This is a genomic window from Anaerotignum lactatifermentans, from assembly GCF_014982935.1.
Classification (GTDB): Bacteria; Bacillota; Clostridia; order Lachnospirales; family Anaerotignaceae; genus Anaerotignum; species Anaerotignum lactatifermentans.
This window is the reverse complement of sequence record NZ_JADCKK010000062.1, coordinates 1-15,053: the sequence shown is the minus strand read 5'-3', so window position 1 is coordinate 15,053 and position 15,053 is coordinate 1. Positions and strand designations below refer to the sequence as shown.

Below are 15,053 nucleotides of genomic sequence, written 5' to 3'. Positions count from 1 at the left end.
CTGGAAAGGAAGCAACTCTGACTGCAACAGTAAAACCTGATAATGCAACAAACAGAACGGTTGCATGGGAAAGCAATGCAACAAATGTTGCGACAGTGGACAATAACGGCAAAGTGACAGCGAAAGCAGAAGGAACAGCCATTATTACTGCCAAAGCGGGAGATAAAACAGCAACCTGTACTGTAACCGTAACAAAGGCTGATGTAAAAGTGACACAGATTACCATCAGCGGCAAAAACACACTGAATGTGAACGACGTCGCAACATTGACAGCAGATGTACAGCCCGGCGATGCTACAAACAAGACTGTTGTTTGGACTAGTGAAAATCCTGACGTAGTCAAAGTGGAAAATGGGAAAGTCACTGCTTTGATGCCCGGTCAGGCTGTCATTAAGGCGACTGCGCAGGATGGCAGCAATGTAGTAGGTACTTTCACCATTAAAGTCAGTGTATCCAACGTGGACACACTGAAGGCAAAGGTAGCAGAAGCGAAGAAAGCCATGGAAGGTGTAAAAGTATCTTCTAATAACGGCACAGATGTGGCACCTACGGAAAAATGGGTACCTCAGGCACAGAAAACCGCATTGGTTACTGCAGTGGCAGAAGCAGAAAAAATTCTGACAGCCCCTCTGACTTCCCAGAATACTGTGAATGCAGCTTACACCAAATTGCAGAATGCCATGACAGATTTCCAGAAAGCCATGAAACCTGGCACCAAGACAGAAACCCCAGCAGCTGCTTCCTTCTGGAATTTCTGGTAAATGATACACATCATAAAGATTCTTTCCGGCGGCAGGCAACTGCCGCCTTTTTTCTGTCCCAACAAAAAACATCCCCTCTTAAAGCAACTTCCCCTTAAGAAAACATTGATTTTTATTTTCCCTGATTTCTTAAGGGGAATTGCGATGGCTGTCTTCATAAGAAAACATAACAAAAATCTTAATAAAAAAAATAAGAAAACTAAAATCCTTTGTCGTGATAAGGATTTTAGCTTTCTTTGTTTTCTTATGAAGATGCCCCTGAGAGAGGGGATGTTTTGCTTTCCAGAAAGGATTATTTTCTCAGGTCTTCCATGAGCTGTGTTTTGCCTTCTGTCTTTTCGTCTTTCATTTTGATGACTTTAGCAGGGGAGCCAGCTACAACAGCGCCTGCGGGTACGTCTTCTGTTACCACAGCGCCTGCTGCAACAACAGCGTTAGCGCCGATGCGTACGCCTTCCAGTACCACTGCGTTAGCGCCGATCATTACGCCGTCTTCTACGATAACGGGTGTTGCGCTGGGGGGTTCCAGAACGCCTGCCAGCACTGCACCTGCGCCAACGTGTACGTTTTTGCCTACAGTTGCTCTTGCGCCCAGAACAGCGTTCATGTCAACCATGGAGCCTTCGCCGATTTCCGCACCGATGTTGATCACAGCGCCCATCATAACAACAGCGTTTTTGCCGATGCTTACCCGGTCACGGATGAATGCGCCGGGTTCGATGCGTGCTTCCACGCCAGTGATGTCCAGCATGGGAACAGCGGAGTTTCTTCTGTCATATTCCATAGCGCAGTCAACAATGGCGTCTTTTTTGCTGTCCAGCAGAGCCTGTACGGCAGCGTGGTCGCCCATGAGGATCCAGAAATCCCCCTGACCGAATACTTTTACGCCTTCTGCGGATGCGCCGCTCAGGTCGCCTTTTACATATACTTTGACAGGTGTTGCCTTTTTGGCTTCCTTGATGTATTTCGCAATTTCATAGGGATTGGTCATATCATAATCCATGGGTAAATCTCTCCTTTATTTTTTGATTTTTGTATTTGCCTTTTATTATATACGAAATTGGGCAGATTTTCCACAGAATTTGTATCCTTTCCAAAGAAAGATGTCTGTGATACAATGAGAACAATGAGAACAATCAGAACAAAGGAGGAAAGCCAATGGAAACGTATTTTCAAAATATGGTAGAAGAACTGCGGCAGATTCGCCGCGATTTGCATAAAATCCCCGAACTGGGGCTGAAGGAATACAAAACCTCCGCCTATATTCGGGAAAAACTGGAGGGCTTCGGCATCACAGAGCTGGAAACATGGCTGGAAACAGGCGTGGTGGCAGTGATTCGGGGCAAAGGTAAGAAAGAAGCGGTGGCATTCCGCGCGGATATGGATGCCCTGCCGGTAACAGAACAGACAGGCTGCGACTTCACCTCGGAGCATGTGGGCTGTATGCATGCCTGCGGTCACGATGGACATGTGACAGTATTGCTGGGCTTTGCCAAATACTTGCAGGAACACAAAGACGAACTGGAAAACGATGTTGTCCTCATTTTCCAGCCTGCGGAAGAAGGTCCCGGCGGTGCACAGCTTCTGGTGGATGCAGGACTCTTTGAAAAACATCCTGTCCGCTGCATCATCGGCTGTCATATCTTCCCTCAGGTGCCTCAGGGGAAAGTGGCTTGCCGCAAAGGCGCTATGATGGCAAGAAACGGGGAAGTGGATGTGCATATTTACGGGGAAAGTGCCCACGGCGCGCAGCCCCAGCTGGGGCATGACGCGGTGCTGGCAGCAGGGGCAGTCATTACAGGACTGCATACCATCCTTTCCCGGAATGTATCCCCCTTGGACAGCGGCGTACTTACCTTCGGTGCCATCCACGGCGGCGAAGCCTGCAACATCATTGCCAAGGAAGTGAAGCTGGAAGGCACCATGCGTGCATTCAGTGATGAAGCCTACGAAACCATGACAAAACGCGTCCAGGAAGTGGCTTCTGGTATTGCCGCTGGTTATGGCTGCAAAGGAGAAGCCGTGTTCCGTCACATGTATCGCGTGGTGGATAACGACCCCAAACTGGTGGAACTTTTGCAGGAAGTGGCAGGGGATGCTTACGAAGAAACACCCCCTTATATGCTGGCAGAGGATTTCTCTCTGTATCTGCAGAAAGTACCGGGCATGTTCTTTTTCTTAGGCAGTGGCAACGCGGAAAAAGGCTATACCCATTCTCTCCATAGCGCACAGTTCCAGTTTGATGAGGAAATTTTGGCGTTGGGCGTGGAAACCTATGCAAAACTGTTGAAAAAACTGGCAGAATAAAAAACTTTATAAGCAAACAAAAAGCTGGAATCTTTGCGGTAAAAAAGGATTCCAGCTTGTTTATTTTATAGGATTTTATCAGACATGTTTTCTGAAAGGGTTCCTTTTTGTATGCTTATTTTTCCAATAATCCTTTCAGTGTCATCAGGTCTTGCTGATAAGTTTCGGACAATGCCCGATTGTAGATGATGGCAGCGGGGTGGTAGAGAGGGAACAGAATTTTGCCGTCCTCCAGCGTGAAAGGCTTGCCGTGCCAGTCGCCAATGACGGCTTTGGCATCCCCTGTGACGGCTTTCAGCGGCACATTGCCCAATGTGACAATCCATTGGGGATTCACCACTTTGATTTCTTCCTGTAGGAAGGGCAGGAAAAAGGCGATTTCATCCTTGGAAGGGGGACGGTTCACGGCTTTTCCTGTTTTAGGGCTTTCCTTGGTGGGGCGCAGCTTCACCACATTGGAGATGTAGATTTCTTCCCGATTCAAGCCGATGGTTTCCAGAAACGCAGACAGGTTTTTCCCTGCTTTGCCCACAAAGGGACGACCCTGCTTTTCTTCATCGCCGCCGGGGGCTTCGCCGATCATCATCAGTCGGGGATTCTGGCAGCCGTCACCGAACACCAGTTTTTTTTCTGCGTAGGGGGAAGCGGATGCGGCTTCCTGCAATCTGGCACATAATTGTGTCAAATGGTCCATTTTTCTATCCTTCCTTTCCGGTTATCCACATGGTTTTACACTTATCCACAGAAAAAGTGTGGATAACATGGGTTGCCTGTGGACTATATCTTGTTTTTTCAAATTTATTTGGTGGAATATATTGAAAATTTGGTGTGGTTTTTGTTACATTTTCACCTTTTCCCACTTATTGTATCCTATTCTGTGTATAAATGGCAAGTTATCCCCAAAAAAAGACGTGGAAAACCTGTGGGGAAAAGTGGTCGGTTTTGTGCAAAAAAAGACGGTCGCTCCCACCTTGTCAAGAGGGAACAACCGTCCGCAGGGCTCATTCTTTGGCACGGAACATGAGGAAGAACACCAGCGCGCCGGAGAGGAAACCTCCCAGATGTGCCCAGTTGTCCACACCCACATCCAGAAAGCCCATGGCAAGGGCTGTGAATGCCAGCAATATCATGGTGGCGTAGTTCATGCCTGTATAACGGGAACCTTTCTCCCGTGTGAGGATGAGCATGGCGCCCAAAAGTCCGAAGATGGCACCAGATGCGCCAATGGAGGCGTAATGCCCCAGAAAAATGCTGCATAGTCCGCCGCAGATACCGGAAATGAGATACAGGATCACATAGCGAACTTTGCCCAGCAGCAGTTCTGCCCGACTGCCGAAGTAAAAGAGGTAAATGCTGTTGGCGGCAAGGTGCATGATACTGCCGTGGAAGAACATGGCAGTGATGAGGCGGTAATACTGCCCCTGCCCCAATACTGCTTCTCTGCTGACGCTGAAACGCTCCCAGAGAAATTCGTTTTGTCCTGTTACCATGCCGTAAAGGAGCAGGGCAGCGCAGATGGCAAAAATAGTGAAAGTTACCACGGGGCGTTTTCCGGCGGTGTCTTTCCGCAGGGTGTCCTTGGGCAGTTCTTCGCCGGTGGCTGCCATCCGCAGCAGTTTTTCAATGCCCATGAGCTTGTCCGGGCTGCCGTCGGCTGTCTGCAAGGTTTGTGTGTCCGTGGCGTAATGCCAAGCGATGTGGTGCAGATTGCCCATGCGGTCTGTGTCTGCCAGAGGATGTACTTCCGCCAAAGACTCCGCGCCGATGGTCAGATACAGACAGATGAGCTGGGTACATTGGATCTGAGGAAGCTGTTTTTGCAGCCCTTCCACAAAGGCTGCCACATCTTCCCGATGTTCGGCAGTGTCATGGGGTTGTACTGCCAGCACACAGCAAACAGGGTTTTCAATGCGTATGTACAGATCAAATGCAGGAGTGTCCTCGGGCTGCTGTACAAGGCGAAAGTCCTTCTGTAAAAGCAGGCTTTTCAGATCCGTTGCCAGTTGTTCAGGTGTCATAGAAAGACTCCTTTCTAGAAAAAATGGGGAAAAATGAAAAAAGCCATCGGATTGGGGGACCCGATGGTTCTTTTCGGCAAGTGATAAGAAAAATGGGGGTATTCTTATCATAAAAGAAGACTTTGTTTCCGATAAAACCAGCGTTTCCGATACTGATCTTATCTGTGGATATCATATCACAAATCATGGCGTGCTGTCAATTTGCCCCAATGATTTTTCTGCCATTTCTTCTCGACAGGAGTTTACAAAAACCTACATTTTCTCAAAGAAAATGGCTCAGCACCACAAGACCTGCCACCCCCGGCATCCCCAACAGCCCTGTTACCACAAAGGTGACAGCATTGACGCCTACGGCAAAGCCCAGCCTGCTCAAAAGAAAGAGCAGGGCAGAGCCCAAAATCCCTGAAAGCAGAAAGCGAAAAAGCCCCTGCAGGGGCTTTGCCAGCGCCACCAGCACCACGATCACCAGGCAGGTGATGACCATGGCAGATAAAACGGTGGTAGAACTCATATTTCTTCCCCCTTTATTTGTATCAGCTGATTTTCGCGCATCCTGCGGCAGCCAGCCCTAATTCCTTTGCCCGCCGCAGGTAATATTCGTATTTTTTATGCAGAGAGATGATCTCGTAAATGTAGCTGTCAATGAGGGCTTCGTCGGTTTCATCCTGAAAGCCTGCCTGTGCCCGCCGCAGCTCTAACTGGATGGCGTAAATGGCAGCCAGAACTTTTTCGCCCTCGGTGGCTTTTTTTCTTTTGTGCATCCAAAAACCCCTCCTTTCGCCGGATGTACGACCTTTGTAGATAATATAGGCGAAAAAACTGGGTTTTATTCCTGTTTTTGTCCAAAAGGACAGGGCAGGGGAAGGAAAAATGAGCAGAAAAAAACTGAGCTATCTTCATAAGAAAACATCATCGTTCATTCAGTCAAAATAAAAAAGCTGAAATCCTTTTTTAAGAATTTCAGCTTTCCTTGTTTTCTTATGAAGATGCCCCCAAAGGGAAATCTTGTGTTTGTAAAAAATCGAGCGGTATCTTAGTCCTGTGTGTAGGGCATCAGGGATACGTGTCTTGCTCTCTTGATTGCTGTTGTCAGCGCTCTCTGATGTTTTGCGCAGTTGCCTGTGATTCTTCTGGGAAGGATTTTACCTCTTTCGGAAACGTATCTTCTCAGTTTGCTTACATCTTTGTAATCGATTGTTGTCACTTTATCTGCACAGCACTGGCATACGCGTTTTTTTCTGCGACCACGTTTTTTCTGAATCATGTTCCGAGCCTCCTTTTCGATGAATTTAGAAGGGCAAATCGTCGTCTTCGATGCTTTCGTCGATGGGGTAGAAACCGTCAGCGCCGCCGCTTGTCTGCTTGGGAGCAGCGGGTGCGGGAGCAGCAGGGGCATAGTCACCACGGCTGCTGTTGTTTTCGAAGGACGCTCTGCTTTCTGCAAAGTGCTGTTCTTCTACGACAACTTCTGTTGTCCAGTGTCTTTTCCCTTCGTTGTCGTCCCAGGAACGAACCTGTAATCTGCCGACAACGCCGACCATTTGACCTTTTTTGAAATATTTTTCTGCAAACTCGCCAGCTTTGCCGAATGCAACGCATCCGATAAAGTCAGCGTCCTGCTCGCCTTGTCGTTTGAAACGGCGGTTCACTGCCAAAGTGTATCTGGCTACTGCAAGGGGTTCACTGCCCTGCGCATAACGCACCTCGGGGTCCTTTGTCAGTCTGCCCATCAAAATCACTTTGTTCATAGAAAACCCTCCTTTTTCTTACGCTTCTTTGCGGATGATGAGATAACGCAGAACGTTTTCCATAATACGCATACGAGCTTCGATTTCTGCAGGTGCAGAAGCGGGTGCTTCGAAAGTTGTGAAGCTGTAGAAACCTTCGTTTACTTTCTGGATTTCGTAAGCGAGTTTTCTTTTGCCCCAATCATCAACTTTTTCGATTTTTGCGCCGAATCTTTCCAGGACAGCCTGTACTTTGGCAACTTCAGCCGCTCTGCCTTCATCGTCAAGTGCGGGACTCAATACCAACGCCAATTCGTATTTGTTCATGTTAGGTTACACCTCCTTTTGGACTAATGGCCCTTTCCCGAAGAAAGAGCAAGGATTTACTTCTAGATGGACGTATGCGCCCATACCAAAACAGCATAGCATACCAAAAAGAAAAAGGCAAGGATTTTTTTCGGAAAATTTGCATTTTTTCAGGATTTTTCCGCAAGGAGGGCGTCGTAGGTGGTTTGGAGCACATCTCGAATGGCACGAAGCTGGACGGCGGAGATGTGCTGAATGCCCCGTTCGATTTTCACCAGAGATTCTCTGGTCAGGGGAACGCCCAGAAGCTGAATCTGCCGGACAAGCTCTGTCTGTCCCATGCCTTTTTCCAGACGGATGCGGCGGATGTTTTCCCCAATGGGGATGGTGGGGGATTGTTTGATTTTTGGTTCCATGGGTACCTCCTTGTGGACTGAAACAAGTTCTTTTTTGCTTCATTCTAGGAAATCCCTATGGTATAATGGGACTAGAATTAGTCCACATTGGAAGGATGGTGAAAAAATGGATTTATATACGGAAATGTTGGTGGAAATTTTAGCAAAACAGAAAATAGAAATACATTTTAGGGGCATCTTCATAAGAAAAAAAGAAAGCTAAAATCCTTGTCATATAGAGAATTTTGGCTTTCTTATTTTACTGAGATTATATTTGGATTTGTTTTCTTCTGAAGATAGCCGTCGCAATTCCCATCAAGAAATCAAGGAAAAGTAATGTTTTCTTAATGGGAAGTTGCTTTCCAGAATTATCTTTTTCGGTGGAAGAATTGTTGGAAATGCGATGTTATGAAGCGTTGCGGAAAATTAAGGCTGTTTTGGAGGATGAAAGCCTGACAGATGCGGCATGTTTTCAGAAAATAGAGGAGATTATAAATATTTTTGAGGAAATCGGAAGCGATGGCGGTAGCCGCCATGATTTCTAGACATACATCGTGCAGATTGTCTGCTGTCTACACTGGTTTTTCGTGGATTTGTCCGAGGAAAACTTGTCAGACCTGTGGTATCATAAAAGAAGATAAATGATTGAAAGGCAGAGGGGGGATGTTCCATGACAGAAGACGAAAAAATCCTGCAAGCGGAATTTGAAAAGCGATGGAAACGCAGTCCCCAGAAAGACGGCTGCCTGTTCAGCGGCTTCATTGCCCTGTGTCTGGCGCAGACCCTTTTCGCCCCGGATTTTCCTTTTAGGGGACTGAACTTGGGAGATTCCGCTTTTTGCCTTGGCGCCTGTCTGGTGGTGGATGTGCTGGTGGGTATGAAGCGAAAAGGGATTCCTGTGCATGCCTTCGGGCTTTTGCTGGTGGGCTATGGCATTGTCGTGGCAGTGCTGGGATTTGCGGTGACTGTGCCCGGCTTGGCGTTTTCTCTGACAAATCAGACTTTTTGGCTGAAAGTGCTGTTGGGATTGTCCCTTGTGATTTTTGTGCTGTCCCTCATTCGCCTTTGCAGGCGGTGGAATTTAGATTGAATGAAAAACCGTGGTACAAAGTACCACGGTTTTTTAATCCTCATCGTCATATTCTTTTTCCAGCTTTTCCTGTCTGCGTTTGCCCATGCGGTACATGCCGAACTGCACCACCAGAAATACCACTACGAAGGTGCCCAGCATGGTGAAGATTTCCGCAGGCTGTTTTGTTTCTGTCTGCATGGCAAAGCAGATGCCCACAGCCACCATGCCACCCACCAGAGAAGCCACCAGCCGTTTGGGATTGGGCTTTGCCACTACATTCAGCACAACGCCCATCTGTCTGGCACGAATCATCTGATAAATGGGTGTCAGAATCAAAATCACATATTCCAAAGTGCAGTCCTGCAAACTCTGGTGCAGGAACAGGATTTTTACCACAAAGGACAATACCGCAATAAAATACAGAATCTGCATCATTTCTGCCCAGATTTTGTTCCTTGCCTGTTCAATACGTTCGTCTTTGATCATACCTCATTCCTCCTCGTTCCAGAATAATTCATCCAGTGTTTTTCCCAGCGCCTTGCAGATGGCAATGCACAGGTTTAGGGTAGGGTTGTACTTCCCAGCCTCAATCATGCCGATGGTCTGCCGGGTGACGCCCACCAGTTGTGCCAATTGCTCTTGGGAAAGGTCTTTCGCCGCCCGGGCGGCTTTCAGCTTCAGATTTTTCAAGGATGTTCCCCCTTCCTGTATCTTCATTTTCATCTCTTACTTTATTTATATACTATATCTTTCTAAATGTCAAGTATATATTACATTATGAAAAATAAAAATGGAATTTTTATAAAAAAACAGGACAGACCAAACAGCTTCTCCTTGAGAAAACATTGCTTTTTGTTTTCTGATAAAGATGCCCCAAAGGAAATGGTTTCCTGCAAAAAATCTGCATTTTGCTCAAAGCAAATGAGAAATACCATAGAAAAACCGTCTGATTTCCGCCTTGTATGCCACTGTCTGATTGTTTTATAATAAATGCAGTTTGAAAAAGAGAAAGGAACACAACTATGCTGACAAAGATATATGAAAACCCCGCCGTTTATCGGGTGGATGTGCCTCTGCCGGACAATCCCCTGAAAAACCTGAACTGCTATGTCATTCAGGACAGCGGCGAAACACTGATTATAGATACTGGATTCAATCGGAAAGAATGTCTGGATGCCCTTCTGGAAGGGCTGGCAGAACTGGACGCGGACTGGGAAAAGACAAATCTGTTCCTGACCCATCTTCACGCAGACCATACCGGTCTGGCGCCTACCCTTATGAAGGACAAGCCCGGCAAAATGTACATGAGCCGTGTGGATTATGCCGTTTTGGAAGGGCTGATGGTGGGAGAAGTCTGGAAAGTTTCCGATGCCAATTTCATTGCCGAAGGCTTTACACAGGAACAGATCAATATCCTCCACAGCGGCAATCCTGCCAGAGGTTTTGAGCCGGAATGCTTTTTCGATGTGGAAGAGCTGGAGGACGGGGACGTGATCACCGTAGGGAAATGGAAATTTCAGTGCATTCTGGTGCCCGGACACACACCGGGGCAGATGCTTCTGTACCAGAGAGAGGAACAGCTCCTCTTTACGGCAGACCATATCCTTTTTGACATCACCCCCAACATCACCTGTTGGGTAGGCACAGCGGATTCTCTGGGAAATTATCTGGATTCCCTGGTGAAAACAAGGGATATCCCCATTCGGACAGCCCTGCCTGCCCATCGGAAAAACGATATGAACGTTTATGAACGTATGGACGAAATCGTGGAGCATCATTTGAAACGAATGAAAGAAACGGTAGACGCCATCCAGCAGTTCCCCGGCAGTCATGCCACAAAGATTGCCGCTTGCCTGCGCTGGTCCATGCGCGGGAAAACATGGGAGGAATTCCCTCTGTCCCAGCGTTGGTTCGCCGTAGGGGAAACCATTGCCCATCTGGATTATCTGGTGTGCAGAGGCTATGCGGAGCGGAAAGTGGTAGATGGCAAAAACGCTTACTGGCTCACCATGGATGGTGCTTTGTGCAAATCCAAACTGGACTGCATCTGGAAAAACTACCGTGCGAAATAAAGGAAAAAACGTCAGAAAACAAATATGGCTGGAATCCTTGTATAGGGTTCCAGCTGTTGTATTTTTACGGGGATTGTTTTCATTCCGCGTTTTGTATGCGGAAAAACACGTTTTTTGGAAAACGGAGGAAGAAAATTTTTTCGGCAACCGTCCATTTTGTATGCTAAAATGGAAAAAGAGATATTTTTTTGGAGAAAGGAAACACATCTATGGATATTTTGAAACAGTTACAGATAGAACTGGGCATCAAGGCTTCTCAGGTGGAAAACACCGTGAAACTGCTGGATGAAGGGAACACCGTGCCTTTCATTGCCCGTTATCGTAAGGAAGTCACCGGCTCTCTGGATGACCAGATCATCCGTCAGCTGGCGGAACGGCTCACTGCCCTGCGGAATCTGGAAGAAAAACGGGAAATGGTGCGCAATGCCATTACGGAACAGGGTGCTATGACTGATGAACTTTCCGCAAAACTGGAAGGGGCAATGACCCAGACAGAAATCGAGGATATTTACCGTCCTTACCGCCCCAAACGCCGCACCCGTGCATCCATTGCCAAGGAAAAAGGTCTGGCGCCTCTGGCGGAATACATTTTCGGACAGGCATTTCTGGTGCCGCTGGAAGAATACGCCGCCGCTTTTGTAGACGCGGAAAAAGGCGTGGAAACTGTGGAAGATGCCATCAATGGGGCAAAAGATATTCTGGCAGAACAGTTCTCCGATGACGCAGACCTGCGGAAAATGCTCCGGGAAGAAACCGTGAAACATGGTCAGCTGGTGACAAAGGCGGCAAAAGAACAGACAGAACCAACCGTCTACGAAATGTACTACGATTACAGCGAACCTCTGCAAAAAGCCGCAGGACATCGCATCCTTGCGGTAAACCGTGGGGAAAAAGAAGGCATCCTGACAGTGAAGCTGGAAGGGGACGAAGAAAGACTCCTGCAAAAACTGGAACGGAAGCTCATCCGCAAAAACAGCCCTGCGGTGGAATTGTTGCAGGAAGTCATTGCCGACAGCTATAAACGCCTTATTGCCCCCTCTCTGGAACGGGAAATCCGTAACGATTTGACAGAAAAAGCCGAAGAATCCGCCATGGGTGTATTCCGGGAAAACCTGAAACAGCTTCTCTTGCAGCCGCCCATCAAGGGAAAAACCGTGCTGGCATTAGACCCTGCTTATCGTACTGGCTGTAAGATTGCCGTTATTGATGAAACAGGCAAACCCCTGGAAACTACCGTGGTCTATCCCACACCCCCTCAGAACAAGACCGCCGAAGCGGAAAAGAAACTGACGGCTCTTATCAAAAAATACGATGTAGACCTGATTTCCATCGGCAACGGCACCGCTTCCAGAGAATCGGAGCAGTTTGTGGCGGAAATGCTGAAAAAACTGGATAAAAAAGTTTATTACATCATTGCCAACGAAGCAGGGGCTTCTGTGTATTCCGCTTCCAAACTGGGTGCGGAGGAATTCCCGGATTATGACGTTGCCCTGCGCTCTGCCGTTTCCATTGGCAGACGTATCCAAGACCCTCTGGCGGAACTGGTGAAAATCGACCCCAAATCCATCGGCGTTGGGCAGTATCAGCATGACATGAACCAGAAACGTCTGGGCGAAACATTAGGCGGCGTGGTAGAGGACTGTGTAAACAGCGTCGGCGTTGATTTGAACACTGCAAGCCCGGCTCTGCTTTCTTATGTAGCAGGCATCAACAACACCGTTGCGAAAAATATTCTCACATATCGTGAAGAAAACGGTCTGTTCCATAACCGGAAAGAACTGAAAAAAGTGCCCAAACTGGGTCCCAAAGCCTTTGAACAGTGCGCCGGTTTCCTGCGCATTGCCGAAAGCGATATGCCTTTGGATAAGACTGGCGTTCATCCCGAAAGCTATAAGGCGGCGGAAGCATTGCTGAAACTCTGCGGCTATTCTCTGGATGATGTGGCGTCTGGTCAGGTGAAAGGCTTGGCAAACAAAGTCAGCATGACAGAAGAAACAGCGGAAAAACTGGGCATCGGTCTGCCTACCTTGCAGGATATCGTCAAGGAACTGGAAAAACCCGGTCGTGACCCCCGTGATGAAGCCCCTGCCCCTGTCCTTCGCAGTGACGTACTGACCATGGAGGATTTGAAAGAAGGCATGGTCCTGAAAGGCACTGTCCGTAATGTCATTGACTTCGGCGTGTTTGTGGACATCGGCGTTCATCAGGATGGTCTGGTGCATATTTCTCAGATTTGCGACCGATTCATCAAACATCCCTTAGAAGCGGTGAAACTGGGGGATATCGTGACGGTGAAAGTAATGAGCGTGGATTTGCAGCGCAAACGCATTTCTCTGACCATGCGGGGCGTGGAATAATTGTTATGGTTTTGTCAAAGATTCTTTACAGAAATGTAATGTTTTTGTGCCATACTATTTGATATACTGAAAAAAAGACCAAAAGTACCTATTGGAAGGGAGAGAGGATTATGAAACGGATGATGGCATATATGCTGGCTGGTATTTTGACATTGGGCTGCGGCACAACAGCTTTTGGGGCGGAAAAAATTTCCGGTACCATGATGGTGCAGGATACAGAAGTAACCCAGTCTCTGTACGCAGATGAATGGGGCACAAAATTGGTGCCTGTACGAGAAGTAGGGGATATTCTGGGCTATACCGTAGCGTGGGATAAACAGACACGTTCCGTTACCCTTTCTGACGGTACAACTACGGTTGGTTTTGCTTCTGGTAAGGATGCCTATCTGGTAGAAGGCGAAACAAAAAGCATCGGCGGCGCGCCGGAACTGCTGGACGGGGTACAGTATGTGCCTGCGGACTTATTCTCCGCTTTCTTCCCTGTAGCCATGCAGACAAAGGCAGGACAGCTTGTTTTCACAGACCTGACAGCGGAAGGCGTGGAACAGGTGACCGGTACCGTTGTGGAAGCGGCACAGTATAATCTGGTGCTGCGTCTGGAAGATGGCACATTGCGGATCTTCACCAAAGATCAGGCAGACATGACACGGGCAGGCAGTCTGGAACCGGACAGCCTGGTGGAAGTGTACTATAAGAGTGCGGACCCGAAAACCGCTATTAAACTGTTTGCGGTAGATCCGGCAACTGTAAAAGCACCTGCAGCTGAAACATCTGCGAATACTGCAGCGCAGGAAGGTTAAGCATTTTCTAAGCCCATGACAGTCCATGGGCTTTTTTTCCAGAATGCAGGATGGTCTGCGGAAAACTGTTGTTTTGCATAAAGTAAAGCCTATTTTTTTGATAGTATTTTCTAATAAAAAATCTTGACAGTTTTTTCACAGCTGATATAATGAACTTGTAAATGAAATATGAAATTCTTCAGGGCAGGGTGAAATTCCCGATCGGCAGTAAAGTCTGCGAGCGCTTTGGCGCAGGATTCGGTGCGATTCCGAAACCGACAGTATAGTCTGGATGGGAGAAGAATAAAAGTTTGGTGCGTTTTTCGCGCGGATGCGAAAAAGCCCAACCTTTATTTTGCTTGTTTAGCCTGAAGATTTTCAGGCTTTTTCTTTTGCAAAAAGAGAAAAAGTTCGTCACAAAGCTTGGCGGAAGCCTGAAAATTCTAAACAAAAAATGGAGGAAGAAAAATCATGGAAAACGCAGTAAAAACAACAGCGGTAAAAAGAAAACAGAATGTAAGAAAACTGACAGCTCTGGGTATGCTGGGCGCCATCTCTCTGATTCTGGTGGCAACCGTGCATTTCCCCATCATTCCCGCGGCACCTTTCCTGGAATATGATCCTGCGGACGTGCCTATCCTCATTGGTACCTTTGCTTTTGGCCCTGTGGCTGGTTTCCTGCTGACCGTTGTCGTATCCATCATTCAGGGTATGACTGTCAGCGCAGCAAGCGGCGGTCCCATCGGCATCATCATGCACATCTTCGCAACAGGCAGCTGCGTACTGATTGCCGGCAACATCTACCGCAGAAATAAAACAAGAAAAACAGCAGCCATCGCCCTCATCGTAGGCGCGCTGGTTATGACAGGCGCTATGGTACTGATGAACCTGGTACTGACACCTATTTTCCTGGGCACATCCATGGAAGAAGTTATCCCCATGCTGCTGCCCGCCATCATTCCTTTCAACCTGATCAAAGCAGGTCTGAACTGCGCCATCACATTTGTACTGTATAAATCCATTTCCCATCTGCTGAAAGGGGAATGATTTCCAAAAAACAACCCATCTGTTATGTGATATGAGAGAATCAAAGCACAAAATCTTTCCCTTGCAAGAGATTTTGTGCTTTCTCTTTTAGTACCATATAAGTGTAAGAGATAAAGCATATCATTTGTGCTTTACCCTCTGCACTTATTTTTTTATGATAAGGGAGTAATTGGTCTGGCGAGGCTCTTTTTGGATTAATCACATCCGTCATA

The 15,053-nt window shown here is 47.5% G+C and carries 19 protein-coding genes and 1 riboswitch; of the genes, 8 read left to right on the top strand and 11 right to left on the bottom strand.

Annotated features, from left to right (window positions below; all coding sequences use genetic code 11):
* A partial coding sequence (locus INF29_RS12170; protein ID WP_193486856.1) for an Ig-like domain-containing protein occupies positions 1-761 on the top strand: 761 nt, incomplete at its 5' end.
* 292 nt (positions 762-1,053) lie between these two features.
* On the opposite strand, the gene dapD is transcribed toward INF29_RS12170, so the two are convergent.
* Entirely contained in the window at positions 1,054-1,764 is a 711-nt protein-coding gene (gene dapD, locus INF29_RS12165; protein ID WP_022255728.1) for a 2,3,4,5-tetrahydropyridine-2,6-dicarboxylate N-acetyltransferase, read from the bottom strand.
* 155 nt (positions 1,765-1,919) lie between these two features.
* Between dapD and INF29_RS12160 the strand changes: the two genes are divergently transcribed.
* Complete coding sequence (locus tag INF29_RS12160; RefSeq protein ID WP_193486854.1) at positions 1,920-3,068, top strand: M20 metallopeptidase family protein; 1,149 nt, start codon at positions 1,920-1,922, stop codon at positions 3,066-3,068.
* 115 nt (positions 3,069-3,183) lie between these two features.
* Here the strand turns inward: INF29_RS12160 and INF29_RS12155 are convergent, their stop codons facing one another.
* From INF29_RS12155 to INF29_RS12120, 8 genes are all read right to left on the bottom strand, one after another.
* The gene (locus tag INF29_RS12155) at positions 3,184-3,762 is read right to left on the bottom strand and encodes a uracil-DNA glycosylase (RefSeq protein WP_193486852.1); all 579 of its coding nucleotides are present in this window, start codon (positions 3,760-3,762) and stop codon (positions 3,184-3,186) included.
* Positions 3,763-4,069: 307 nt separating this feature from the next.
* Entirely contained in the window at positions 4,070-5,086 is a 1,017-nt protein-coding gene (locus tag INF29_RS12150; RefSeq protein WP_191344804.1) for a rhomboid family intramembrane serine protease, read from the bottom strand.
* A gap of 262 nt (positions 5,087-5,348) precedes the next feature.
* Positions 5,349-5,597, bottom strand: a complete 249-nt coding sequence (locus INF29_RS12145; protein WP_193486849.1) for a pro-sigmaK processing inhibitor BofA family protein — start codon at positions 5,595-5,597, stop codon at positions 5,349-5,351.
* Positions 5,598-5,619: 22 nt separating this feature from the next.
* Positions 5,620-5,847, bottom strand: a complete 228-nt coding sequence (locus INF29_RS12140; protein ID WP_072853124.1) for a DUF2508 family protein — start codon at positions 5,845-5,847, stop codon at positions 5,620-5,622.
* Between the two features lie 272 nt (positions 5,848-6,119).
* The gene (gene rpsR, locus INF29_RS12135; RefSeq protein WP_022255722.1) at positions 6,120-6,350 is read right to left on the bottom strand and encodes a 30S ribosomal protein S18; all 231 of its coding nucleotides are present in this window, start codon (positions 6,348-6,350) and stop codon (positions 6,120-6,122) included.
* A gap of 25 nt (positions 6,351-6,375) precedes the next feature.
* Positions 6,376-6,834: a single-stranded DNA-binding protein gene (locus INF29_RS12130; protein ID WP_193486847.1), complete on the bottom strand. Its 459-nt coding sequence runs from the start codon at positions 6,832-6,834 to the stop codon at positions 6,376-6,378.
* Between the two features lie 18 nt (positions 6,835-6,852).
* On the bottom strand, positions 6,853-7,140 hold the full coding sequence (gene rpsF, locus INF29_RS12125; protein WP_072853122.1) for a 30S ribosomal protein S6: 288 nt from the start codon (positions 7,138-7,140) through the stop codon (positions 6,853-6,855).
* 149 nt (positions 7,141-7,289) lie between these two features.
* The gene (locus INF29_RS12120) at positions 7,290-7,535 is read right to left on the bottom strand and encodes a helix-turn-helix domain-containing protein (protein ID WP_087988339.1); all 246 of its coding nucleotides are present in this window, start codon (positions 7,533-7,535) and stop codon (positions 7,290-7,292) included.
* A gap of 377 nt (positions 7,536-7,912) precedes the next feature.
* Here INF29_RS12120 and INF29_RS12115 point away from each other — a divergent pair, with 377 nt between their 5' ends.
* Positions 7,913-8,059 carry a hypothetical protein gene (locus tag INF29_RS12115; RefSeq protein WP_159432901.1) on the top strand — a complete coding sequence of 49 codons (147 nt, stop codon included), beginning with the start codon at positions 7,913-7,915 and terminating at the stop codon, positions 8,057-8,059.
* A gap of 125 nt (positions 8,060-8,184) precedes the next feature.
* Entirely contained in the window at positions 8,185-8,604 is a 420-nt protein-coding gene (locus INF29_RS12110; RefSeq protein ID WP_193486845.1) for a hypothetical protein, read from the top strand.
* 33 nt (positions 8,605-8,637) lie between these two features.
* Here the strand turns inward: INF29_RS12110 and INF29_RS12105 are convergent, their stop codons facing one another.
* Complete coding sequence (locus tag INF29_RS12105) at positions 8,638-9,072, bottom strand: DUF6773 family protein (RefSeq protein WP_193486843.1); 435 nt, start codon at positions 9,070-9,072, stop codon at positions 8,638-8,640.
* A gap of 3 nt (positions 9,073-9,075) precedes the next feature.
* Entirely contained in the window at positions 9,076-9,303 is a 228-nt protein-coding gene (locus tag INF29_RS12100; protein ID WP_022365353.1) for a helix-turn-helix transcriptional regulator, read from the bottom strand.
* A gap of 305 nt (positions 9,304-9,608) precedes the next feature.
* On the opposite strand from INF29_RS12100, the gene INF29_RS12095 reads away from it, so the two are divergent.
* The 4 genes from INF29_RS12095 (at position 9,609) to INF29_RS12080 (ending at position 14,841) form a co-directional block, all read left to right on the top strand.
* Positions 9,609-10,658: an MBL fold metallo-hydrolase gene (locus INF29_RS12095; protein WP_072853112.1), complete on the top strand. Its 1,050-nt coding sequence runs from the start codon at positions 9,609-9,611 to the stop codon at positions 10,656-10,658.
* A gap of 209 nt (positions 10,659-10,867) precedes the next feature.
* Positions 10,868-13,015, top strand: a complete 2,148-nt coding sequence (locus tag INF29_RS12090; protein ID WP_193486841.1) for a Tex family protein — start codon at positions 10,868-10,870, stop codon at positions 13,013-13,015.
* Between the two features lie 110 nt (positions 13,016-13,125).
* Positions 13,126-13,815, top strand: coding sequence for a copper amine oxidase N-terminal domain-containing protein (locus tag INF29_RS12085; protein ID WP_193486839.1), 690 nt, complete (start codon positions 13,126-13,128; stop codon positions 13,813-13,815).
* Between the two features lie 170 nt (positions 13,816-13,985).
* Positions 13,986-14,102, top strand: a riboswitch (FMN riboswitch).
* A gap of 163 nt (positions 14,103-14,265) precedes the next feature.
* Positions 14,266-14,841, top strand: coding sequence for an ECF transporter S component (locus INF29_RS12080; RefSeq protein ID WP_072853106.1), 576 nt, complete (start codon positions 14,266-14,268; stop codon positions 14,839-14,841).
* Positions 14,842-15,053: the final 212 nt, after the last annotated feature.